The following is a 23,284-nucleotide window of genomic DNA, read 5'->3' as shown; positions in this document are numbered from 1 at the left end:
ATTTTCCTAGGTAGGCCTTTTTTGATTTTGCATTAGCGCGATGATATTATAACAAAACTCCTTAATCCTCAAACTCCCCGATTGTTCTTCTTTAATATACTTAAGATGATTCTATGTATATTAGTCTAAAGTACGAGCAGCTGCATAGAATGATCCAGAACCACCATTTCTGTGAGTAACTTTAAGCTTATATTTACCTTTTGGAAGAGTATTGTACGTATTTGTAAAACCCTTTCCTGCTGCTAACGATCCAGAACCAATAACATTACCTTTTGAGTCTTTTAAAGACCAGTCAAGTGTACCTTTAGTATTGTTTGTCATATGAACTCTCATATCTGCTTTTTTTACATGCTCGAACGGTACTTCTCTTTCACCATTCATCAGACTGAAATCATCTTTAAGTATTTGGGTACGTTGGACAATTGGTGCAGAATTTTTAGTATTATCTACACCTTCTGTACTTGCTGATGTTGCCCCAATCCCTCCAGTTAATACGATACCAGTTGTTAATGTTCCTACTACTAATTTCTTAAACATAATAAATCCCCCTTAAATATTTTTTATAACTTGCACCTTAAATGTATCACTTTTGTATCTTTTGTAAATATTTTCAATTTGTAGAAATATTTATTTAATTATTAACAATATTGGGATTGCATTTTATCAAATGGAAAATAGAGGTATTTTAATAGGTATGTAAAAATGCATAATAAATGAACCGAATATTATGATATACTCTCAAAGAGCTGATACAAAACTTCTTTAGATTGGAAAACTAAAGTCTTATCTACCCAATTGTGGGGGCGCCTTATGGCGTCTTTTTTTTTATAAGAAACCTCCAAGCATTCATACACTTGAGGGCTTATCAATTGAAAGGTAGAACTGTTTGTAATTCCTTAAATTAAGAACAAAGCGGGATTATTCCTAAACCAATTAATAGAGCTGCAGCAAACGCTGGAATTGGCACAGGGATCTCGATACTTTCTACAACTAAGAAGTATTGTCCACTTACTACTTTAAAACAAACTAATTGCATTAATTAAGAGGTTTAGTGCACTACTTCTTGGAAGTTGATCTTGTAGCGCTCTTTCTCGTAATTCACTATGTTTTCCAAAGAAAATAGTGAAAGGCAAGGCGATGAATACATTTACAAAATGACAAAACTGTAAGAATACACGAATGTTTGTAAGAAAGTTCGATGTTTTCCTTTTTCTTTTTCTTTTTCTTTTTCTTTTTCTTTTTCTTTTTTTATTATAGTGAAAAAGAAGAACGAAATATTCTCTTATGTAGGAAAGGAAGATAATAATGATTGATCTATTAAATAAATGGATGTTAGAAAGTACAGGCAATTTCAATATCGTTGTAGGACTTACAGCACTTCTATTTTTGGGTTCAGTAATTGCACTTATTATTATTTACAAAAAAATTGGTAAACGAGATGAAAGAACAAATGCTATTTATTTAAAAATTACTTCTCGTATGTTTACTACTCAAATTCTAATGAATGCTATATTTATTTCTTTAGTTGGTAAAGATATTGAGAATTTCCGTCAAATCTTTATATTATTTGAAGCTTTTGTATTTTTTATTGGAGCTATTTATTCGTTTAAATTATATAGACAGGAATATAAATAATTCACTTGCAAGAAACAATAAAAAACAGTAGTGTATAAAATTCACTACTGTTTTTTATTATGTATCTTCGAATGTAAACTTTTGAATACTAGTCTACTTTCTATCATTTTCCAAGAATTTTATGTAGAAATTACAACATTTCTTATTTCAAACCGAAATTACGTGATAATTCTTCATCATGAGAAGCAACAGCCTCTGCAGTTTTATTAAGCTGCATATTAATTTCTTGTAATAGCTGTGCAAAGTTTAGTACTTTTGGCTTTAATTCATTGAACTGTTGGTCAAAACCTTCAAATGCACGGCCTTCCCATTCTCCTCTTAATTCATTTTGTAAGTTTTGTAGTTGACGTAAAATGTCCTCAATTTGATTTGCACTTTGTCCATATCGAGTCGCTTTCGATTTAAGCTCCTCTGGTGACATACGAATTTGTCCAGCCATTTTCATCTCCCCTTTAGTACATAATGAGTAAAATGCGCATTTGGTTAATTTTACTAAATATATTATAATGCATTGTTAAAAACTTTCAAATATTTTATTTTTCTATAATAAAAAACAAGAGTAATCACAAAGACTACTCTTGTTTCTTTTCCTTCTCTTCTTTTTCAATTTCAGATACCGACTTTTCAGGGTCTTTTATTAGTTTTCCAAGTTCTCCAGAACGTGTGAAATCATCTTCGAAATTTTCTGTAGTACTAATATAAGCTATAAAATCCAATTCTTCATTATTATTTATATAACCTTTTAATCTGGGAACACCCATTGGACTTACACTGTGTTCTTTAAATGTAATCGATTTTACATCTTGAATATTGTAATGAATATACTTTTCTACTCGTGCCTCTTGTGCCTTCCAAAACTTTTCTTCTTTTTCTTTTTGTTTTAAGTATTCCATAGTAAAATATCCTCCTGCTATGAGCACTATAGCAGATACAACCAAAATCATTACTTTCTTCATTGGAAATCTCCTTATAAAAAGTCTACCAATGTATTCTTCTTAAAATGGGATACAGAAAATAAGAGTAGTGCAAAGACTACTCTTGTTTCTTTTCCTTCTCCTCTTTTTCAATTTCAGATACGGATTTTGCAGGTTTTTTTATCATTTCATCTAATTCTCCAGAACATCCAAAATCATCTTCAAAATTCTCGGTAGTACTAATATGGGCTATAAACGACAATTGTTCATCTTTATTTATATAACCTTTTAATTTAGGAATGCCCATAGGACTTACCTCATATTTTGTAAACGTAATCGATTGTACATCTTGAATATTGTAATGAATGTATTTTTCTACTCGTGCCTCTTGTGCCTTCCAAAACTTTTCTTCTTTTTCTTTTTGTTTTAAGTATTCCATAGTAAAATATCCTCCTGCTATAATACAAATAATGGATAAAATAATTACCAATTTCTTTTTCATTTAAAATCCCCTTGTATTTGAATATAGTTAAAATATACCATGAAATGAGTTGGAACATATGAGTGAATTTAAAAAGAACACAATTGCAACAGATGAAGATTATTTTAGACTATCAGACCATGTTTATGACGACTATTATTTACACAAAGGAAGAAAAATCACAGGAGTTAATGGGCAAGAATGGAAAGTGATAGAATCAATAGATGCAGATAAAGAGAAAGTAAAAAATGGATTACAAGCCATCGCAGTAGTACCAGCAGACAAATATGATGAAAATGCAACACATTATGATGATATAATCCTAGCATTTCGCGGTACAGAGCCTAACCAATTAGCAGATTTCGAAACAGATATCGATCAGATTACGTTTGGAATTAAAACACATTCTAAAGTAATTACTCCAAGTAACAGTCAAACTATAAAACCTGATTCTGAAACATCATTTGATACTGGATTAAAATGGGCAAAAAATGACATCGTAGCAAAATATAACCCTTCTTCTCTTCATACCACTGGACATAGTAAAGGTGGTGCAGAAGCAGACCTTATCGCTTCAGAATTAGATTGTTATGCAACTACATGGGCTGCACCGAATCCCTATCGTATACTAAGTCCTGAAGCAAAAAAACGAGTAAATGAAGGGAAAATGGAAAATAAAGCAACTGATTATACACATGAAAATGACCCAATTGGTAACCACACTCAATTCGGCGCACCTCTAATTGGTAAACAATACACATTGAGACAGAACGATACAAAAGAAGGATTTCTTACACGTTTAACTATGGACGGACACGGCAGAGATACATTTAGGGGATCCTTTCATTCAAATGGAAGTCCCATATTAAAATTAGAACCTGAAGACATTATAAGACAAGCAAAAAAAATTCAAACACTCAGCAATCGATTATCAGATATCGCAAAAAATATAGAAGAGTTTCAAAGAAACGAAGCTGAAGCAGTTCAAAAGTTAAAAAATCAATTAAAACATGAAACAGGGCCAGGTGGAAGATATCATTTATTAGAAGAACACGAAGTAGATGAAGCCATCTCACAAATTGCTAAAATTAGAAAAGGTGGAAATGACTATTTCCATGACGCAAACCTAGCAGAAGAATTAATCCATCTTTTAAAAAAAGAACAAAAGAGTTTAAGCCGATTCGGAGATGATATTAGTGATGCAGCAAATTCACTAAGAGATAAAGACAACCAATTAGCATCAAATTTTCAAATTAAATAAGGGGATAATTATATGATCGATTTTATGGGAGAAATTAAAAAGATAGAAAAACAAATCGAAAATGCTGCAGGAGCTGCAGGAGATTTAGCAAATCAGGTTGTTGATGAATTACAAGCTGCTAAAAAACAAATTGAAAAAGAAATGCAGCGTATGATGTTAAAAACAGAAGTAGGGTTTAAATCAATAGATATTATAAAAGAAGATACATATGCTCTTCAAAAAAACATAGGGGCATTTCATGAATTACAAACAAGTCTAAGAGATATAGCAGCAGAATTAGAGAAAAGTTTTGAAAGTAAAACTGGCAGTAAAATCAATGAAGAATTAAAGAAATATGAAAAACAAATTAACAACAACATTTTTAATGAGCATGTTCACTTGGCAAACAGTTGCGGAAAAAAATAAGGGAAATAGAAAAAAAGTCCTCTTAATATAGGACTCTTTTTTTGTTATTCCTGAAAGTAAACTTTTAAATATTAGTTTACTTTCAAATTACCTTAAACATTGAGTTCACACCAACTCTTCTGATACTCTCAAAATATAAAATAAAAGTATACATTCGAAGTATTATAAACAAAGAAGTTGAATCCCTCATAAGAAAAGATGAGTATCTCCTCACTATCGAGATACTCATCCAAAGAAAACATAAATTAACTATTAGTATTTAGCTCTTTACTGTATTTCTTTATAAAAAACGCCATTATTAACGTAATAATTCCTATACCTAAACCAAGTAATTGATCTAACGAAATTACATCACGAAAAATCCAACGTATAATAAATCCCACACTAAATACTAATACAAGTAAAAAACCAAAATATTTTAGTCCCCCATATACGTCTCCCATACCCAAACCCCTCTTAATTTTATAATTAATTCATCCATAAATATAAAATATTATTATTGATTTTGTTTTTCTCTTTCACCTACAACCCAAGCTACTAATAAAATTGAGCTAGTTGCTAACAATGCTGTAAAAACTCCCATTAAACATTTCTCCTTTTTACAAACATAATTAACCATATTATACCATAGTGACAATACTTACAAAGACTTAGTTACCATAACATCACTTATCGGGATTCAATGTATCTAGAAAAAACCCCTTCAGTTTACTTGCTGAAGGGGTTTCGTATTTACATAATTATCGTTATTGGAATCAAAATAAGCTTACACATCCAAACTATTGATAATAGCTAATATTTGATGATCTGTCCATTTGCCATTAATCCTTATATTTTCTTTCGCTATACCTTCTTTTTTAAACCCCACTTTTTCTAATACACGAATAGATGCTATATTATTAAGCATCGCTCCTGCTTCAATTCTATGTAGCTTTAATTCCCTAAAAGCAAAATCTACAACAAGTTGAAGAGCCTCTGTTGTATAGCCCTTTGCATTATGCTCCTTATCTAAAGTGAATCCCGTATAACAGCTTTGGAGGTCTCCCCTAACAATTTGAGTTAATGAAATGTCTCCAATCAGTTTATCATTTTCTCTTAAAAAGATTCCAAAAGGGTATACTTGCCCTTCAGCTGTCTTTTTTAGAGCTTGTTCAAGACGTATTTTTTGATGTTCTTCTGTATAAAAAACTTCTGGGAGCAACGGACAAACTCGTTGAAAAAATTCGCGATTTCTAATATGTAAGTTAGCTAACTCGTTGGCATCATCAGTTTTATAAAGCCGAATATAAATGTGCTTCCCTACTAGTTTCATAACATCCCTCCAACATTTTTATATGTCTAATGAGGCAAAAGTATACCGTATACTTTATACAGTTGGCTATTGTCAGGAATCATTTTGCACGAAAGAAAAGACACTCTATATGAGTGTCTTTTCCAATAGTTTTTAGCAGAAGCAAGAAGCTCCAACGATGATTAATAAAATGAATAACACAACTAATAAAGCAAAGCCTCCAGAAAAGCCACAACCGCCACAACTACCACCATAACCCATAATAGTTCCTCCTTTAGATAAGAGGGGAAAACTAAGGTTCACTCATGTATTTTAATGGATTCGTTTCATCTTATGTTTTTCCGCATTGATTGAGCAGGTCCTTTCGAAGACTATTCACATATTAACTATATTTTTAAAAATAAATAATTTAACTATATCAATATATAGATAAATTAATATAATGTATTAATCCTAAAAGAAGGGAGGAATAGCCATGCAATTAGTTTGTTTTAAAATAGTAAGTGGTCAATATTTCTTATTTGTAGAAGGTATTCAAATTCCTGTACCAATTCCAGCAGTTGCTGCAGCTTTATTAATTGGTTTAGGAGTAATTCCACTTTGTTCTTAATGTAAAGAATTCGGACCATTCCTATCTTTCCATTGGAAAAGCCTCAAGTATATGAATACTTGAGGCTTTCTTTATATCAGAGAAAAAACACCTTACAGCGCTTGAAGATCTCCTGATTTAATTAATGCGGCCGTTACATCATCACCGAAAGTATTGAGACAGAATACTTGCTCGTCTACCTTATCCATCACTGTAGCTTCACCTATCTTGCCACCTTGAAGTTTAATAAAATAGTTATGTTCTTCTACAATTTTACTAAAATCTCTATTTGCCCATCTTTCAGTAATTGCTAATAGCTCTTCTTTGTTCTTGAAATTGTTTCCGTTTAGAATATTTCTTACTTTCTCTGCATTCTTTTTGGACATAGGGGTTGCTCCCTTTCCTTCACACGCTTTTACTTTTTGATGAGTCATGCTATGCATAGCTGAAATAACTTCTTCTTCAGTAGAAGTTACTGTAATGTGAAGTTGTGCATTTGAACCTTTCACTTCTGCTTCATTCGATAGTATGTCTTCTTTATTAACCTCTGCAAAAACATGGTCCTCCCCCTTAAGCGGGACTTCAGCAAACTGTAATATTCCATAAGTCATACCAGTTGCAAGTACTACTCCCCCTATAATAGATGCTAGCCAATACTTTAGCTTCTTATCCATCTTCATTTCCCCCGTCTTCGTTTACATATCTTAACTAAAGAATACCATATTTAATTCCTTTTTATTGAAGAGTCTCTAATTTCTACTATTTAAAAATGATTATATCGTCTAATGTAATACGATATAATCATTTTATAATACAAAAAAAATCATATTCTCATTCCCTATTTTTTTGGAGGTGATTGTCTTGAATAAAAACATCAATCTACTTCTTCAAATAATAATTGGAATTATAATTATGATTGCACCTATTCTCATAACAGGATCTATATACGATGTCACTAAATCATTTGGTGAACTATTAGTGGCAGAACTTATTATAAGAACACTTTCTCTCATTATTGGACTTTTAGTTATTAGCACGGCTTTGCATCGTTATTCTCAATAATTATTCATGTTCAAAAAATACAAATATTTTACATACCAATTCTTATGTATTAAGACATCAAAAACAAGTGTTACGAAAAAAATATAAAAAAGACATCTTTTTTAGGGAAAAATGTCTTTTTTATATAAACCTTAATGTTCGTTCTGTAAAACCCTCGCTGCCTTTACTCCCTCTTTCTCTTCTTTTAAAAACAACGATACGATAAAAGCAACAATGATAAAGACTAACCCTAGTGCAAATGCACCTTGGAATCCAGACGTTAAACCGTTTAACTTCTCTACTGGGTCCATTGGATTTGCGGAGCTTTCCATATAGCTAGCTGTTCCTGAAGACATTTTCGAAATAAAGATAGCCGTACCAATTGCGCCAGCTACTTGCTGCAACGTACTAAACAGTGCTGTTCCGTGCGGATATAAATCTGGTGTTAACTGATTTAAACCGTATGTTTGTGCCGTCATGACAAACATGAGTCCAACCATTAATACGCTATGCATAACAATAATTTGTACCATTGATGTATCAGGAGTAATGCCTTTAAATAAGAACATTGCTATCCCCACTAACACAATACCGGGAACGATAATAACTTTCGGACTAAATTTATCAAATAGTTTACCTGCGATTGGTCCCATTATGGCGCTAATAACACTTCCCGGAAGCATGATGATTCCTGATTTAAAAGCTGTAACGAGTAAAACTGTTTGCAGGAACATCGGTAATAAAGTCATCGTTGAAAATAACGACATCATCACAATGACGATTAATCCAACTGATAATGTAAACATCGGGACTTTAAATGCGCGTAATTCTAAAATTGGATTCTCAATTTTCAATTGTCGAAAGACAAAAATACATAATGAGATAAGCCCAACAAGTAAAGTGCCATACACTTTCGCATCGGACCATCCTAAGTCACCTGATGCACTAAAGCTATACACAAGTCCGCCAAATCCGAGTGTCGATAAAAGGATAGATGGATAATCTACTTTTGGCCTTGTTAACTCTGAAACATTTTGAATGTACTTCATTCCAATCATAATGGAAATGATCACGACAGGAATAACAATATAGAATAACCAGCGCCAATTTAGTGAGTCTACGATTACTCCAGATAATGTAGGACCAATTGCCGGAGCTGCCATCATCACAAGTGCGATTAATCCCATTGTGGCACCACGTTTTTCAGGTGGACAAATGATTAAAATCGTATTCATTAATAACGGTGAAATTAACCCTGTCGCTACCGCTTGGACGATACGGCCGACTAATAAAACGGAAAATGTCGGCGCAAATCCCGCAATTAATGTACCAGCTAAAAACGTTACCATAGCGATTAAAAACATTTGCCTCGTTGTGAGCCATTGTTGAAGTAACGCTGTAATCGGGACTAAAACCCCAACTACTAACATGTAAGCTGTAGAAAGCCATTGAATCGTTGAAGCTGTTACGCCAAATTCTTTCATTAATACTGTTAACGCATTACCAAGTAATGTTTCATTTAATAATGCAACCATTGCCCCTAAAAGTAATGCAATTAAAATAGGGGTATGTTTCATATTAGAAGTATCAACTTTGCCACTTGCTGGGCTCTTAGTTGTCATATTCATTTGCAAATTCTCCTCCTGTTTCTTACTAAAAAACTTTAAATACACCAGAACACATGTAATATAATATACATATGTAGATTAAAAAGGGAGAATCAATTTTCAGCCACTGTATATTTAATCTACAAAAAAGGAGAATTGTAGATGAACGATAATGAAAAACAAATTGATTTACGTATTAGACGTACACATAAATTACTATGGGATTCCTTATTTGAATTAATGACACAATCAAAACAGAAATATAGTACGATCACAATTAACCAAATATGTGACCGCGCGATGGTACACCGAACAACCTTTTATAAACACTTTGAAGATAAAGATGCTTTATTAGCATTTGGATTTAAACGATACAGCAAGATGATTGCTGAAATACCCGTTTCAGATCGATTAAGTAAACCATTTCAAGTAATGGAACAATTTCTACACCATGAAGAAATCGGTAAAATATTAGAGACACAAATGTCTGATGAACAATTTATTAACCGGACACAGTATTTAAGTCACGAAACGAGAAAACAAGAAATAGAAGCGTTACATCAACTGCGCAAAAATCATACGATGCCAAATGATCTAATCATTGAATTTTATTCAGGGGCAATCACCTCATTAAGCGCATGGTGGTTTAAAAATGAAAGAAGCGTTTCTGCGGCTGAAATGGATAAGTATCTCCACCAACTTATTAACAGGGATATTTTTCAGTTTGAAGAGGAATAAGACTACACCTTTTCAATCATGCAATAAAGTGAAACTTTAATCAGTGGGGGGTTTTGTTCATCCCCCACTGATTATTAGTTGAACCAATCGGACTTTTACGGACAGTTGATCCCCCACCTAACTTCTTTGCTTCCACTGAATTTTGAGGTGGGGGTCTTACTGCCCGTTAAAGCGGGATCAAATTGACCACAAAATAGGAGTATGATATATTTTCGGTAGAATACTATATAAGTGTGACAGCGAATAAATTGGCATATAATAAAAAGAAGAGATGCGCTAAAATCTCTTCCTTAACTGCTACCGTATAGGGTGGTGGTTATTACACGTTACTATTTTTTACGAAACCCACCCTTTTGCTTCCTACGGCGCGGAGTGGGTTTTTTGTTGTCCTTACCCAGAAGTTGCTTCCGCAAAAAACACGCTGAAACTTCACGTACAGTCGCTTCTACAAATTCTTTTACAAGGTCAAACAAAAACTCCATATTATCCCTTCCTTCCAAATAGAAAGAAGGGATAACCACCCACCCTCACAATATGCAGTTACATATATTTTATCAAATGATTGTAAAGATATTATGTAAACCAAACAAATGAAATTTTACATAGAAAAAAAGCCCTTCTAAACCGGGCTTTTCTATCACCATTATTTAGCGATCTTCTTCAAATCCGAACTTTCTATAATTGAAAGCATATTCACCTTTTATTAAGACGGACCATAACCAATAAGATGAGCAATTATAACTGCTATTAAACCGATTGAGTATTCAATTAGAATTAAAGGAAGAATCCACCTTGCCCACCTTGTCCATGAAATTCCTGCAATTGCTAATCCAGCCATTAGCGTACCACCTGTCGGAAAAATAATATTTCCAATACCATCGGCGAATGAAAAGGATAATACTGCTGTTTGGCGTGTAATGTCCAATAAATCTGCAAGTGGCGCCATGATAGGCATTGTCAACATCGCATGGCCACTACCTGATGCTAAAATAAAATGAATCGCTACTTGGAAGTTGTACATTCCAACAACACTTAAAAAAGGAGAAATATGTTCCATTCCTTCCGACACTTGATACAGTAGCGGGTCTATAATATGCCCTTGATTCAATACAACTAAAATAGCGCGTGATACACCAATGATTAAAGCTCCCCCGATTAAAGATGCCGATCCTTGTGTAAAAGATTCTACAGTATCATCAAGAGATATCTTGCCGAGAATTGCAATGATTATAGTTAAAATAATAAATAAGGCTGCAATTTCTTTTATATACCACTCGTACTTAATAACACCGAATACAAGAATAATATAGTTGATTAAAAAGGCCGTTAATATCCATTTATGTCTTTTTGTTAACTCTACTTTCGCTGTTAGTAGGCTGTCTTGCTTGTTTGTATCGAATTTTCCGTAAATTCCACTTGCAGGATCCCTCTTTACTTTCATCGCATGACGATAAACGAATGTAACAGCAATTACATATATGACTACGAATAAAACGAGGCGGAACCCCATCCCCGAATACATAGGAAGACCCGCTATCCCTTGCGCAAGCCCAACTGTAAACGGATTCATAATTGCCGTTGTAAATCCAACAGACGCTCCTACTAGTACCATCGCAGTTCCTGTTATCGTATCAAATCCAACCGCAAGAGCTAGCGGGATGAATAGAGGTACATACACTAAAGCTTCCTCCGCCATTCCCATTAATGACCCGCCAAGCGCAAAGAACAGCATGATAATAGGAATCATTAACTTTTCACGGTTAGCGAGGTTTTTTGCCATCGTTGAAACAAGAGCCTCAACTGTACCGGATGCCTTTAATACACCAAAAAACCCTCCAATAATAAGAATAAAAAAGATAATATTAGCAGCTTCTACCATCCCTGTAGGAATAGATTTTACCGTATCAAAAAATCCAAGTGGCGTTGATTCAATCCATTTAAATGAATTTGGATCTACTGTTGTATACCCATTTTTTTCAATCTGTTCATATTTTCCGGCCGGCAATATATGTGTAATAACAGCCGCAATAACTAGCAAGACAAGTAACATTGCAAATACGTTTATTTTCCATTCTTTTCTTTCCTTTTTTTCTTCTGGCTCGAATGAAACTGCCTTCTCTGATACTTGACTCATATACCAATCCCCTTTGCAATAAAATGAAACTTTGATCAATGGGGGGTTCGTTCATCCCCCACTGATTATTACTTTTCCGGGCAGCCGGCAGTCTGGTTTCCCCACAACCATGACATACCAAGCTATCCACCAATTCTTTTATTTATAACACACTAGGATTTAACTACCTTTTTACTAATTTCATTTACAAATTGGTTAAATAAACGCTGCTGCAAGACATCCTTTTCCGACATCATTTCTGGATGCCATTGAACGGCTGCTACATAACGATGAGCTTTCGATTCAATAGCCTCTATTACACCATCAAAGGACCATGCGCTCGCCTCGAAATCTTTTCCTAATGTTTTCACTGCTTGATGGTGAAAAGAATTAACCATTAAAGATTTTTGGCCAATAGCCTCATAAATTTTTCCCTCTTCCAGAAGATCTACAGAATGAGAGCCTTGCCATTTACGGAACTGTTCTCGAACATGGAAATATTCTGGCCCCATCTCGTGCTCTAAGTCTTGATAAAGAGATCCACCAGCTGCAACATTTAACACCTGTAATCCTCGGCAAATTCCTAAAATAGGAATATCTTTTTCTAAAGCCTGCTTTGCCAAATTTAATTCAAAATTATCTCGTTCTTCCTCTACAGTACCTATATATGATTTTGGAATATCACCGTAATAAACTGGATTGATGTCCGCGCCACCAGCCAATAACAATCCATCTAATTGATTAAGTGTGGACTCAATTTGATCAACTTCCTCAATTGGAAGTAGAACAACCGTTGCACCTGCTCGTTGAAGTGAACGGATGTAGTCGTAAGAAAAGATAGCCATATCTTGACCTGGTAGCCCTCGTAAGCCCTCCTTCCCTATTTCACTATGATCAATATAATACCCCGTAACACCAATTAGTGGTTTCATTTTCTCTCACCTCATAATTTAAATGGTTTCGTTGTCTTTCTCTGCTGAAATTGTATACTCTTAACCTCCCTTTTCTAGCAAGTGGTAAAGAATTAAATATGTAAATTATGACTCTACTCATTTCATTATTTCTTTACACACCATTGATATAAGCAAATATCGTGCCAACATTGAAATTAAAGTGATTATTTACATATTTTTAAATATTTTGTCGTTTTATCGGTGTTTACTATGCTGAAATGTATTATAATTGGTTATTAATTGGTTACATAATGACCAATTAATAACCAACTTTAGACCAATTCCATTCAACTAAAGAGGTGCTCTATGAACAAATTTGAAACCAACCACATTGTATTGATCACCGTTTTAAAAGAAACACGAAAAGCCCTACATCAACAACTAACGGAGATGGTAGGTGATCTCATAGATATCGAAAGTTTTTCTGTAGAAGAAAGTATTCCAAAAGTATTTCATTCTACATTAATTGTGTTACCTAATACATTTACGATAGAAACGGTGAAAGACTTTATTGGGGAAAACTGCGAAGTAATAATAGCAAAACGAACATTAAATTATGAAAACGTAGACCAGCTTTTATTTTTACCAGAAGGAACACAAGCCCTATATGTGAATGATAATCATAAAACAGTATACGAATCAATTGAAACGATGCGTCAATTGGGGCTGAACCATATTGAATATGTCCCATACTATCCTGGAAAAACGAATATACAAATGATCAAGCTCGCAATTACACCTGGCGAACTTGAAATCATCCCTGACTTTGTAGAAAAAGTAATTAATATTGGTCATAGATTAATAGATATTACTACAATCATGTCCATTCTAGATCGATTTCATTTAATGGAGGAATCAGGTAACCACGTTTCTGAGAGATACTATCGAAAAATAGTAGATTTAACAAAGAATTTAGCTAAAGCTCATCGACAACTTCATCAAGTTATTGATGGTGTTGGTGATGGCATACTAGCTATTGATTATGAAGGAAGAATTGTTGTCTTTAATGAATTTCTGGAAAGCATGCTGAAAATAAAAAGTAAAAATGCTATTGGTCATCCGATTGATGCCATTATTGATAATATCGATTTAGTGAACTTCATCCTTTCGAATAAGCAACAAGAAAGCGGAATATTTGTTGTAAACGGCTCGGATGTAATAGTAGAACGCCTACATATAAATGATCAATCGATTATTGTTACTTTTAGAAATGCCCTTAAGACCATCGGATTTGAACGGAAATTGAGAAAAGAATTTGTCAAAAAAGGTTATGTAGCAAAATACAATTTTCATAACATCGTTGGGATTAGCTCTACGATCCAAGACACGAAACAAATTGCCAAAAGGTTAGCTAAGACTGATTTAACTGTATTAATTGAGGGTGAGAGTGGTACCGGAAAAGAGTTATTTGCAAGTGCTATTCATAATGCTTCACAGCGAAATAGCGGCCCTTTTCTTGCCGTTAACTTCAGTGCTTTATCGGATGATTTAGTCGAGAGTGAATTATTTGGTTATGAAGACGGAGCGTTTACCGGAGCAAAAAAGGGCGGGAAAATGGGACTATTTGAACAAGCAAATGGTGGCACTATTTTTTTAGATGAGATTGGAGATATTAGCCTGAAACTTCAAGCACGACTACTTCGAGTATTGCAGGAAAAAGAGATTATGCGCGTTGGCGGAAGCCAAATTATCCCGATAGACGTCCGGATTATTGCAGCGACCAATAAGGATCTACTGAAAATGATTCAAGAAAATGTGTTTAGAGAAGACTTATACCATCGGCTTAAAGTACTCTTTATACACCTTCCCGAATTAAGGGCGCGCCGAAATGACATTGAATTATTAGCTAAACATTTTGTTGCACTATCGGACTCTAAAGTCAAAATTGATCAAGAACTAATTGAAGAACTGCAAGGATATCCATGGTACGGAAATGTAAGAGAACTTAAAAATACGATAGATTACATGCTTGCTGTCCGTACCGGAAACCAAATAACAAAAAATGATTTGCCTAATCAACATTATTTTCAAAAGCCTCCACATAAGAAAACAAATAGCGATCAGGCAGAAAATATTAAACCCTTTTCTTCAAATTCAAAAGCTCTTGATCAAGAATCACTTTTCATCCTTACCCTTATCATGAATTATGAAGAAAAAGGAAAGGCAATCGGACGAAGAATTATTTCTGAAAAGAGCCAAGAAGTCGAAATGAAATTAACTGAGGCACAGGTTAGACACCGATTGAACTTCCTGAAGATGAAAGGTTATGTGGAAATAAAAAAAGGTAGAGCAGGGATTCATTTAACAAGAAAAGGGGTGGAGATTCTACGTAGTCTTTAGTCAAGGTTCGGATTTTCAGATACATAGAGGCTGTTTTATAAACAGCCTCTTTTTTTTATGGAATAAAACGTCGATAAATTTAAGTTACAAATATTCAGAATTAATATTAAAATGAAGAATGGGGATAGGGGTATGGGATTATAAAATTTATACATAACGAGGGAATAGAAATGAAACTACAATTAAAAGCGGATTTAGGGCTACTACTTGTTACATTCTTCTGGGGTGCATCCATCTTACTTACAAAGGTTGGACTTGAAGGCATAGAAGAATACAACTTAATCGCATTACGATTTATTATCGCCTTTCTTTTATCAGGTTTAATATTTTACAAACATTTATTCAAAATCGATTTTAAAACTGTAAAATATGCATTTATACTCGCTTCTGTCTTATTTATCGTTTACATTTTCGCGACTTTCGGCACAAAGTATACGAGTGTTTCTAATGCTGGTTTCTTACTATGTCTCACAGTCATTTTCATTCCGATATTATCAGCTATATTTTTAAAACACATTCCTGAAAAGAAAGTGATAGTAGGAATCATTTTAACGATAATAGGAATCGGCTTATTAACATTAACTAGCGAATTCAAGATCGGTAACGGCGATATATTTTGCATACTGTCAGCCTTATTTTATGCGATTCACGTCATCATCACTGGCAGCGTAACGAAACATGTGAACTCCATTGCACTTGGAGTCATACAACTCGGTTTCGTCGGCCTATTTAGTCTTATTTTTTCATTCATTATCGAAACGCCAAAACTGCCTAGCACAACCAACTCATGGCTCATCATCTTAGCCTTAAGCATATTTTGCACTGCAGTCGCATTCATCGTGCAAGTTATCGCCCAGCAATACACGACGCCTACCCATACAGGTCTTATTTTTTCATTAGAACCTGTCTTTTCCGCAGGCTTTGCTTTCGTCTTCACAGGTGAAACGCTGACAGGAAAAGGATACTTAGGGGCTACGCTTATATTAGTTAGTGTGTTGATTGCTGAGTTGGATTTTAAAGGATTGTTGCGGGTTAATTATAAGAAGAATATGGAATAGTTATTTCGCCAAATTACATAAACATACCCCGAAAATATTCTTTTGTATTATTTTCACCCTCTTACCTTAATTTTTTTAGATGCTGCCTTCGAATAAGGTAGCATCTAAAATATGTTACAAGGAATTATTATATTTATGTAGCCTACATAGTTAACCTTTTCTACATTACTTACTGCACATAGTCATACAGATTTTTCGCTAACAACAAACAAGTCACTGTAATGAAAAGGGCACGAACATACCCACTTCCTTTTTTTATAGCGAATTTGGAGCCAACAATCCCTCCAGCAATTTGAGCAATCCCCATTATAAAACCATATGCATAGTTTACTTGCCCTACATACATAAACATTAACAATGCACCAACATTACTTCCTAAATTAAGAAGCTTCGCATTACCTGCTGCTTTTAAAAAATCATACCCAATAAATAAAAGAGAAAACATTAAAAACGAACCTGTTCCAGGACCTAGAAATCCATCATAAAAACCAATAGCAAAAACAAAGAAAGTAAAAATAATGACGTGTCGACCAGACAATTTCTTATGAGTGGAAATACTACCCCAATCCTTTTTGAATATCGTATAAATAGCGACCGCACCAAGCATAATCAGCATCAACGGCTTCAGTACTTCTGGATTCATTAAATGAACGGTCCATGCCCCTATTATGGAACCTATGAAAGTGAGCGGAACTAATTTAAACGCCGATTTCAAATCAAGATTACCAGAACGATAAAACACAATATTACTAGTTGCACTTCCCATTGTCGATGCTAGTTTATTCGTAGCTACTGCACTTGCTGGATTCAGCCCTGTAAACAATAAAGCTGGTAAGGCAATCAATCCACCACCGCCTACAACTGAATCAATAAATGCAGCCACAAACCCAAAAACAATCAAAATAATTAATACGGATGGGTCTAAATACAAATCCATACTAGTAGCCTCCCCTTTAGTCACTATTGTAATAGTAACTATCAATTTGCTAAATGTAAAGAGTTATTGTAACGTTGAAATATAACAGCAAACATCGGAGGACGAAAAAAGTGGACTACATAGTACAACAGCTTAAAAAAATTGGTTTTAATGAATATGAAGCTAAATCTTATGTATCTCTTGTGAAACAGGGGCCTGCTACAGCCTACCAAGTAAGTAAGGATTCAGGGGTCCCAAGAGCGCGAATTTATGAGATTTTAGGTAACCTTGTAGAAAAAGGAATTGTCATGAAGGAAGAAATAAATGACACCACTCGCTATTCACCTCTACCTGTTGAAATCTTTTTACAGAAGGCGCAATCAGAATGGCAGTCTACTTATGAAGGAATAAGTGATTCATTAAAAAAACTAGAAACTTCCGAGGAAAAAACGGATAATCGAGTGATTACTTTAAAAGACAATAAAACAATCATTAGCTATTGTCAGGCATTAATAAAAAAAGCAGAACGGCGTATTGTCATTTCAATGTGGGATGAGATGTATGAAGCGTTAAAAGAAGATCTATCTGAAGTAGCTGATAAAGTTACAATACAAGGTATTACCCTGCATGTTGAAAATCCCATTAAAAATCTAGAAGCTCACCGTATAACACCTTATACAGAGACCTTGTCTACAGAACATTGGTTTATTGTATCAATAGATTCTAAAGAGATGATTTATGGACCATCACTTGAAGAGCGTAATATTGCTTTTTATACAGATGACCCCGTTCATATATACTTATTAGAGGATTATGTATGGCATGATGTTTTAGTCAATCGACTTGTCCGACGTAGCCAAGATGATTTGCAGCAATGGATTACTGCAGAGAGAAAGTCTTTCTTTATGGGGAAATGAGAAGCATATTGAAAGAATCAAAAAATAAAGCATAAGTGAATGAAATAGAACACTTATGCTTTATTTTATTTGCAAAGTGATGCTCCAGCCTTTTCACTATTTCCCCTCCACAAACCGCCCAAACTCTTTCAAAAATCTCAGCTTAAAACTCCCCACAGGCCCATTCCGGTGCTTCGCCACATGAATCTCCGTCATCTCTTTCTGCTTCGTTTCCTTATCGTAATAATCTTCGCGGTACATAAGCATAATGACATCCGCATCTTGCTCAATTTGTCCGGTCTCTCTTAAATCAGATAAAAGTGGACGCTTATCTTGCCGTGCTTCTACAGAACGAGATAATTGTGACAATGCTACTACACAAACATTTAATTCACGCGCCAATACCTTAAGCTTACGAGAAATTTCACTAATCTCTTGAAATCGATTGCCCTTATGCTTCGGGTCGCCCGTAATAAGCTGCAAGTAATCTACAATAATTAAAATCTTTTTATCACCGTGCTTCCTCTTTAACTTACGAGTTTGCATCCAAATATCTTGCACTGTAACGCCTGCATTGTCGTAAATCTCAAATGGCAACTCACCAATCTCCGCAAACGCCTTACTCACCTTTTCCCAGTCCTCTATCGCAAAACGATGCTTCGGATTTTTCAGCCTACCTCCTGACACTTCGCCCACGCAAGACGCCATCCTTTTTAACAATTGCTTACTACTCATCTCTAACGAAAACAATCCAACTGCCGCTCCAGCCTTCGCCGCATGCAGTCCAACATTTAGCGCAAACGCAGTCTTCCCCATAGAAGGGCGTGCACCAAGGACGACAAAATCACCCTCCTGCAATCCGCACGTCATTTTATTTAGCGATGTATAACCAGTCTCAATACCAGTAATCTCTTTCACATCTTGATGAAGCTCCTCATACAAATCAACTAACGCATCCTTCAAATCAAACTCACATACAGAGTCTTTCTCCTCTAACTCACAAAGTGCCGTAATCGTTTCACCGATAACTTTCTCACTCTTCTCCGCAATAAGACGCTCCCCCATCTTGTGCCCGAGAACACCAGCCTGATACATTTTCCACGCACCTCGAACAAGCCCCTCATAATAAGAGAAGTTGGCAGTTGTAGGCACACCATCCATTAACCCTATAAAATACTCCATTCCCCCGATGCCCTTCAAAAAATTCGGGTCCAACCTAGAAGTGAAAGTCACAAGATCAATCGGTTGCCCCTCGCCTTCCATCTTTCGCATTAACTGAAATATAGACTTATGTACTGGCATAGAAAAATACTGCTCCGTCAAACGGCACTCCTTAATAAGCTCTCCATCAATTAGTAGAGAACCTAACACCGTCTTCTCCGCCTCCACATTTTGAATACTCATGGCCGCCACCCGCGCTCCGCTAAAAAGCGCTGCAACTCCTCCTCAGATGGCGCATTCTTCTCCCACTCCTCACACCTCGCCAAAAACTCCTCCGTCTCCCCCGTACTAACAGACGACTCCTTCTTCCGAAACTTAGCCGTATCTGCCTCAACCTCACACACTTTCGTAAACCCTTTCCCGTGCCACCCACGCAGAATCCCCTTCACATAAGCAACCGTCCGCTTATTATTCTCAAATGCAATTTGAAGCGCCTTCAGCACAAGCTCCTCTGACAAATCTTCCATCCACGCACTCAATTCCTCCACCGCAAACGGAGACAAACTACCGAAATGTTGCTCATAAAAAGAAAACACACGACTTCCCGTTTCTTCCTCTACAACCTCTTCTTCCTCTGTCTCCTCACAAATCGGCTCAACATCATCCACAGTCAAATCATCAGGCATACCGAAATGCGCTAAAAGCATCGGAACACTTAGCTCTTCCTCAGCGCACTTCTGAAGAAACATATGTACAAACTCCTTATTCTTCACACCCTTAAGCTCACGAAGCACACACTTCTCCACATTCGTATTCGTCACAGGATTATAACGAAGCCAATTTAAAACGAATAACTCCCGCGTATCCGCATCATAAAGAATCTTCCCATAATCAATGAAGCGCTGCACAAGCTTATCAACAGTCTCCCGATTATAACCCGTCTCCATCTCAGCTAACCGCTTCGGAAAAGGAAAAATCCCACACTGCGTCGTCTTCGAACAAGTTAACAAATACACATAAAAATACCGCTCCTCCGGCGTCAAATCCAAAACAAAATCATCCTGCCAAAAATTCACCTGCACATTACGATACACCGCCATCAAAGTTCCTCCCGTCTCCGTTCAAAAGTAAAAGCCCCTTCATAATATATATGGGAGGATGGCAGGGTTTTTGGCGTGTTATTTCAAAAATTTTTTCGACTCCTACTACGGTGTTTGTTGGTGTTTTTGTTTTGTTATGTTTTTTCTTAGTGATTTATTACTTGGTAGGGGCTTGTAAGGGGCTTAGGAGGGGCTAGTTATAATTAAATCCAATTTATTTTTTAATTTTCCATTCTTAAAAGAGGATATTCCAATAATAGGAAGAATATATAAATTATATTAATATATTTTCAAAAGAATAGGAGATACATTATGACAACTTGGTTAGAAGACATTATAACAGCTTTTAATAATTTAGATGGTGTCAGCCATTATGACGAACTTTATGAAGAAGTAAAAAGAGTTAGAACTGAACCATTACCAAACTCCTGGAGAAGCATTATAAGAAATACTATCGAAACACATTCATCCCATTCTAAAATCTTTAATGAAAAAAAAGATTTATTTTACTCAGTAAATGGATTAGGAGAAGGTACTTGGGCACTTCGAAATGAAGAAGGCTTAATTGAAGCTACCGATATCACAACTCCACCTGAAAAAATTAAAACTGAAGTATATAGAATTCTAAGAGATACAAGTTTAACCCGCGATTTAAAAAGATTACATAATCACACATGTCAAATCTGTGGTGAAAGACTTGAATTATCTACAGATAAACATTACTCTGAAGCTCATCATATTAAGCCATTAGGTAGTCCTCATAATGGTCCAGATATAAGTGAAAACATTATTGTTTTGTGCCCTAATCATCATGCTCTATGTGATTACGGAGCCATCCCATTAAATTATTCGATGTTAAAAAACGTTAAGGTTCATAACATATCTAAAGAGTTTATCGACTATCACAATAACGAAATATTTAATAAGGCAAACAAATAACCAACTCTCTACTAAACATAAAAGAAGGTTCTACATCCAGAACCTTCTTTCTATTAAACAAGTACTATTTTCATCCGATTTTTTACATTTTTTACCTGAAAAATTTTTATACAAGTTTTATCTATTATCATTAAAAACCTCTGGCTTATCCAATGTATCTACCACCTTCTTTATATACTCTTCTTCCTCACTTGTGAAGAGTGCTGGAAATTCAGCCAAAGGAACTCCACTTTTAGATTGTTTAATTATATTCGTTAACTCCTCATGAGAAATATGAAGATATCCCATCATCTCTTTAATCAGTTTGAAAAATTCTCTTAAGGCAACATGAACATCAAGATTATCTGGCTCCTTCCCCTCTTCCTTATACTTTTTCAACTTTCCTATCACATGCATAAATCGCCGATCAAACTTTTCTTTTAGTTCCTTATTATTATAAAAAGTTTGAACACTATCAGTTGAAAAGTATTCCTCTAACCATTCTTTATTTTCTTTCTCCCATATAAAAGTTTGCAAAAATGAAGAAAACAAAGCAACATCTACTCTCTCTTCCTTTTGAAACTTCTTCGTCATCTCATCCATATGCGAAAGCACCTTCGCAATTCTTTCTTGTTCTGCCAAAAGCAATTCCCTTTGAAGATGTATTTGTCTTAAAAAATCTTTAGTCTCTATATCACGCTGTAATAGAATATTTTGAATCTCTCCAAGCGAAAAACCGAGATGCTTAAACGATTGAATTTGTTGCAGCACATACAAATCATCTTTCGTATATAATCGATGTCCACCCTCATTATAATCGCTCGGTTTTAATAATTTAATCTTGTCATAATAACGAAGCGTCCGCACCGTAACATCCCCAACACTGGCGAACTCACTAATCATCCACGCCATACCATCACCTACTCCGCTAACTTCTCTTTCACATACTGAAGCATATGAGAAAAACTCATCTCATTCTGCCCATAATATTGAAACAAACCTACAATAAGCAATAAAAAAGGAACATTCCCTCTATAACGATTTTCATACCCGCTAATACCATCATAAAAGTACTCATACTTTCTTTCTCGTAAAACAATATAAATAGCAATAAACAACACGGCAATCATAACCAAAATTCGCTTTCCCCTTATCTCCACTTCTTGTTTCATCACCTATTCTCCTTCCACCGCATATCTATCTTCTTTAAACAACGGAATTCGAATAAAATAACGATATGGCTCATCTCGTATTACTTTCCACGTAACAATGATCACTTGAACGACCTCATACGATCCCCCAAAAAAACATCACTAACACGCGAACTAATATTAAATAGAAGAAAGATTAACAAATGAAAATTGAATGCTTTTCGGAAATGGTATTTATACACTTCATTTTTACGTGCCAGCGTGATGTACATGAATTGTGGCGAAAAGATTCCTATTGCGGCTGAGAGTAGTAGCATGATGATGGTGTTTCTTTTTTCTTTTGTGATGGTTTTCATGAGTGGTTTGGTCCCCCCTTTTTGATTTGTAGGTTAGGGGGTGACGTTGGGGGAGGTGCAAGGGGAATGTATAGAAAAAGTTTGGTATCACTAATATAGAGATAAAATAAGGCTTTTACCTTGACAGGGTGGAGGTTGCTGATTCGAGACCAGTCGGGATCATACGAAAAACCCCTTGATAATCAAGGGGTTTTCTTTATGTAGCGCAATCAATATACTTTCTTAAAGGATAATTTTTTGTCTACTGGTCAAGATTTCGTCAATAACTGTTCCTTTTGGTCAATGCTTATTATTTTAACTTTTACCTCTTATACCTGCATAGAAGCTAAATAAAGACTAATTAATTACATAAAAAAATAG

The 23,284-nt window shown here is 35.0% G+C and carries 28 protein-coding genes and 2 pseudogenes; 10 read left to right on the top strand and 20 right to left on the bottom strand.

The genetic code is table 11. The annotated features are described in order from the left end of the window. Nucleotides 1-120: 120 nt before the first annotated feature. From N2V80_RS04920 to N2V80_RS30475, 3 genes and pseudogenes are all read right to left on the bottom strand, one after another. Nucleotides 121-537, bottom strand: a complete 417-nt coding sequence (locus N2V80_RS04920; protein ID WP_000473855.1) for a hypothetical protein — start codon at nt 535-537, stop codon at nt 121-123. A gap of 364 nt (nt 538-901) precedes the next feature. Continuing rightward, nucleotides 902-1,036, bottom strand: a complete 135-nt coding sequence (locus tag N2V80_RS04915; RefSeq protein ID WP_002001621.1) for a hypothetical protein — start codon at nt 1,034-1,036, stop codon at nt 902-904. Next, nucleotides 1,020-1,136: pseudogene (locus N2V80_RS30475) on the bottom strand (transposase); the annotation flags it as partial. The gene N2V80_RS04915 and the pseudogene N2V80_RS30475, both read right to left, overlap by 17 nt. 169 nt (nt 1,137-1,305) lie before the next feature. On the opposite strand from N2V80_RS30475, the gene N2V80_RS04910 reads away from it, so the two are divergent. Beyond that, a complete protein-coding gene (locus N2V80_RS04910) occupies nt 1,306-1,635 on the top strand; it encodes a hypothetical protein (RefSeq protein WP_061654792.1) in 330 nt (109 codons plus the stop codon). A 142-nt stretch (nt 1,636-1,777) separates the two neighbouring features. Here N2V80_RS04910 and N2V80_RS04905 read toward each other — a convergent pair whose 3' ends face one another. The 3 genes from N2V80_RS04905 to N2V80_RS04895 form a co-directional block, all read right to left on the bottom strand. Beyond that, on the bottom strand, nt 1,778-2,074 hold the full coding sequence (locus N2V80_RS04905; RefSeq protein ID WP_033693069.1) for a WXG100 family type VII secretion target: 297 nt from the start codon (nt 2,072-2,074) through the stop codon (nt 1,778-1,780). Between the two features lie 133 nt (nt 2,075-2,207). Further along, nucleotides 2,208-2,591 carry a DUF1433 domain-containing protein gene (locus tag N2V80_RS04900; protein WP_000757421.1) on the bottom strand — a complete coding sequence of 128 codons (384 nt, stop codon included), beginning with the start codon at nt 2,589-2,591 and terminating at the stop codon, nt 2,208-2,210. Nucleotides 2,592-2,667: 76 nt separating this feature from the next. After that, nucleotides 2,668-3,051 (bottom strand): DUF1433 domain-containing protein, encoded by a 384-nt coding sequence (locus N2V80_RS04895; RefSeq protein ID WP_000728337.1) that lies wholly within the window; start codon nt 3,049-3,051, stop codon nt 2,668-2,670. Nucleotides 3,052-3,109: 58 nt separating this feature from the next. Between N2V80_RS04895 and N2V80_RS04890 the strand changes: the two genes are divergently transcribed. Then, a complete protein-coding gene (locus N2V80_RS04890; protein WP_061655071.1) occupies nt 3,110-4,291 on the top strand; it encodes a cytoplasmic protein in 1,182 nt (393 codons plus the stop codon). 12 nt (nt 4,292-4,303) lie between these two features. Continuing rightward, entirely contained in the window at nt 4,304-4,696 is a 393-nt protein-coding gene (locus tag N2V80_RS04885; protein ID WP_061655070.1) for a hypothetical protein, read from the top strand. Nucleotides 4,697-4,941: 245 nt separating this feature from the next. Here the strand turns inward: N2V80_RS04885 and N2V80_RS04880 are convergent, their stop codons facing one another. The 4 genes from N2V80_RS04880 to N2V80_RS04865 form a co-directional block, all read right to left on the bottom strand. Then, nucleotides 4,942-5,139: a hypothetical protein gene (locus N2V80_RS04880; RefSeq protein ID WP_000503141.1), complete on the bottom strand. Its 198-nt coding sequence runs from the start codon at nt 5,137-5,139 to the stop codon at nt 4,942-4,944. A gap of 53 nt (nt 5,140-5,192) precedes the next feature. After that, on the bottom strand, nt 5,193-5,315 hold the full coding sequence (locus tag N2V80_RS04875) for a hypothetical protein (protein WP_001999185.1): 123 nt from the start codon (nt 5,313-5,315) through the stop codon (nt 5,193-5,195). A 147-nt stretch (nt 5,316-5,462) separates the two neighbouring features. Further along, entirely contained in the window at nt 5,463-6,008 is a 546-nt protein-coding gene (locus tag N2V80_RS04870; protein WP_061655069.1) for a GNAT family N-acetyltransferase, read from the bottom strand. Between the two features lie 132 nt (nt 6,009-6,140). Continuing rightward, nucleotides 6,141-6,248 (bottom strand): YjcZ family sporulation protein, encoded by a 108-nt coding sequence (locus N2V80_RS04865; RefSeq protein ID WP_000540375.1) that lies wholly within the window; start codon nt 6,246-6,248, stop codon nt 6,141-6,143. 214 nt (nt 6,249-6,462) lie between these two features. Between N2V80_RS04865 and N2V80_RS04860 the strand changes: the two genes are divergently transcribed. Then, the gene (locus tag N2V80_RS04860; protein ID WP_001177693.1) at nt 6,463-6,597 is read left to right on the top strand and encodes a hypothetical protein; all 135 of its coding nucleotides are present in this window, start codon (nt 6,463-6,465) and stop codon (nt 6,595-6,597) included. 92 nt (nt 6,598-6,689) lie between these two features. Here the strand turns inward: N2V80_RS04860 and N2V80_RS04855 are convergent, their stop codons facing one another. Then, entirely contained in the window at nt 6,690-7,250 is a 561-nt protein-coding gene (locus N2V80_RS04855; protein WP_000358637.1) for a PRK06770 family protein, read from the bottom strand. Between the two features lie 187 nt (nt 7,251-7,437). Here N2V80_RS04855 and N2V80_RS04850 point away from each other — a divergent pair, with 187 nt between their 5' ends. After that, nucleotides 7,438-7,638 carry a hypothetical protein gene (locus N2V80_RS04850; RefSeq protein WP_001038824.1) on the top strand — a complete coding sequence of 67 codons (201 nt, stop codon included), beginning with the start codon at nt 7,438-7,440 and terminating at the stop codon, nt 7,636-7,638. Between the two features lie 131 nt (nt 7,639-7,769). Here the strand turns inward: N2V80_RS04850 and N2V80_RS04845 are convergent, their stop codons facing one another. Further along, on the bottom strand, nt 7,770-9,245 hold the full coding sequence (locus tag N2V80_RS04845) for an MDR family MFS transporter (RefSeq protein WP_061655068.1): 1,476 nt from the start codon (nt 9,243-9,245) through the stop codon (nt 7,770-7,772). Between the two features lie 141 nt (nt 9,246-9,386). Between N2V80_RS04845 and N2V80_RS04840 the strand changes: the two genes are divergently transcribed. Next, entirely contained in the window at nt 9,387-9,962 is a 576-nt protein-coding gene (locus N2V80_RS04840) for a TetR/AcrR family transcriptional regulator (protein ID WP_000999274.1), read from the top strand. Nucleotides 9,963-10,665: 703 nt separating this feature from the next. Here the strand turns inward: N2V80_RS04840 and N2V80_RS04835 are convergent. Then, the gene (locus tag N2V80_RS04835; protein ID WP_061655067.1) at nt 10,666-12,096 is read right to left on the bottom strand and encodes a YfcC family protein; all 1,431 of its coding nucleotides are present in this window, start codon (nt 12,094-12,096) and stop codon (nt 10,666-10,668) included. Between the two features lie 152 nt (nt 12,097-12,248). Further along, nucleotides 12,249-13,007: a gamma-glutamyl-gamma-aminobutyrate hydrolase family protein gene (locus N2V80_RS04830; protein ID WP_061655066.1), complete on the bottom strand. Its 759-nt coding sequence runs from the start codon at nt 13,005-13,007 to the stop codon at nt 12,249-12,251. Nucleotides 13,008-13,334: 327 nt separating this feature from the next. Between N2V80_RS04830 and N2V80_RS04825 the strand changes: the two genes are divergently transcribed. Together N2V80_RS04825 and N2V80_RS04820 are read left to right on the top strand one after the other, a co-directional pair. After that, a complete protein-coding gene (locus tag N2V80_RS04825; protein WP_061655065.1) occupies nt 13,335-15,368 on the top strand; it encodes a sigma 54-interacting transcriptional regulator in 2,034 nt (677 codons plus the stop codon). Nucleotides 15,369-15,538: 170 nt separating this feature from the next. Then, a complete protein-coding gene (locus N2V80_RS04820) occupies nt 15,539-16,426 on the top strand; it encodes a DMT family transporter (RefSeq protein WP_061655064.1) in 888 nt (295 codons plus the stop codon). Between the two features lie 169 nt (nt 16,427-16,595). Here the strand turns inward: N2V80_RS04820 and N2V80_RS04815 are convergent, their stop codons facing one another. Further along, nucleotides 16,596-17,363, bottom strand: a complete 768-nt coding sequence (locus tag N2V80_RS04815) for a TSUP family transporter (protein WP_061655063.1) — start codon at nt 17,361-17,363, stop codon at nt 16,596-16,598. Nucleotides 17,364-17,473: 110 nt separating this feature from the next. Between N2V80_RS04815 and N2V80_RS04810 the strand changes: the two genes are divergently transcribed. Further along, nucleotides 17,474-18,259, top strand: coding sequence for a TrmB family transcriptional regulator (locus tag N2V80_RS04810; protein WP_061655062.1), 786 nt, complete (start codon nt 17,474-17,476; stop codon nt 18,257-18,259). Nucleotides 18,260-18,355: 96 nt separating this feature from the next. Here the strand turns inward: N2V80_RS04810 and dnaB are convergent, their stop codons facing one another. Further along, complete coding sequence (gene dnaB / locus N2V80_RS04805; RefSeq protein ID WP_061655061.1) at nt 18,356-19,642, bottom strand: replicative DNA helicase; 1,287 nt, start codon at nt 19,640-19,642, stop codon at nt 18,356-18,358. Then, on the bottom strand, nt 19,639-20,499 hold the full coding sequence (locus N2V80_RS04800; protein WP_061655060.1) for a DnaD domain-containing protein: 861 nt from the start codon (nt 20,497-20,499) through the stop codon (nt 19,639-19,641). The genes dnaB and N2V80_RS04800 overlap by 4 nt, the downstream gene beginning before the upstream one ends. A 312-nt stretch (nt 20,500-20,811) precedes the next feature. Between N2V80_RS04800 and N2V80_RS04795 the strand changes: the two genes are divergently transcribed. Then, nucleotides 20,812-21,438 carry an HNH endonuclease gene (locus N2V80_RS04795; protein WP_061655059.1) on the top strand — a complete coding sequence of 209 codons (627 nt, stop codon included), beginning with the start codon at nt 20,812-20,814 and terminating at the stop codon, nt 21,436-21,438. A gap of 117 nt (nt 21,439-21,555) precedes the next feature. Here N2V80_RS04795 and N2V80_RS04790 read toward each other — a convergent pair whose 3' ends face one another. The 3 genes and pseudogenes from N2V80_RS04790 to N2V80_RS04780 all read right to left on the bottom strand — a co-directional run bounded on the left by N2V80_RS04790 (nt 21,556) and on the right by N2V80_RS04780 (nt 22,924). Next, nucleotides 21,556-22,329, bottom strand: coding sequence for a MerR family transcriptional regulator (locus N2V80_RS04790; protein WP_061655058.1), 774 nt, complete (start codon nt 22,327-22,329; stop codon nt 21,556-21,558). An 8-nt stretch (nt 22,330-22,337) separates the two neighbouring features. Beyond that, a complete protein-coding gene (locus tag N2V80_RS04785) occupies nt 22,338-22,589 on the bottom strand; it encodes a hypothetical protein (protein ID WP_061655056.1) in 252 nt (83 codons plus the stop codon). Between the two features lie 3 nt (nt 22,590-22,592). After that, nucleotides 22,593-22,924, bottom strand: a pseudogene (locus N2V80_RS04780) (DUF4870 domain-containing protein). Nucleotides 22,925-23,284 lie beyond the last annotated feature (360 nt).

It is taken from the genome of Bacillus sp. FSL W8-0640 (assembly GCF_038007725.1).
In the GTDB taxonomy this organism is placed as follows: domain Bacteria; phylum Bacillota; class Bacilli; order Bacillales; family Bacillaceae_G; genus Bacillus_A; species Bacillus_A cereus.
This window is presented reverse-complemented; position numbering and strand designations above follow the sequence as displayed.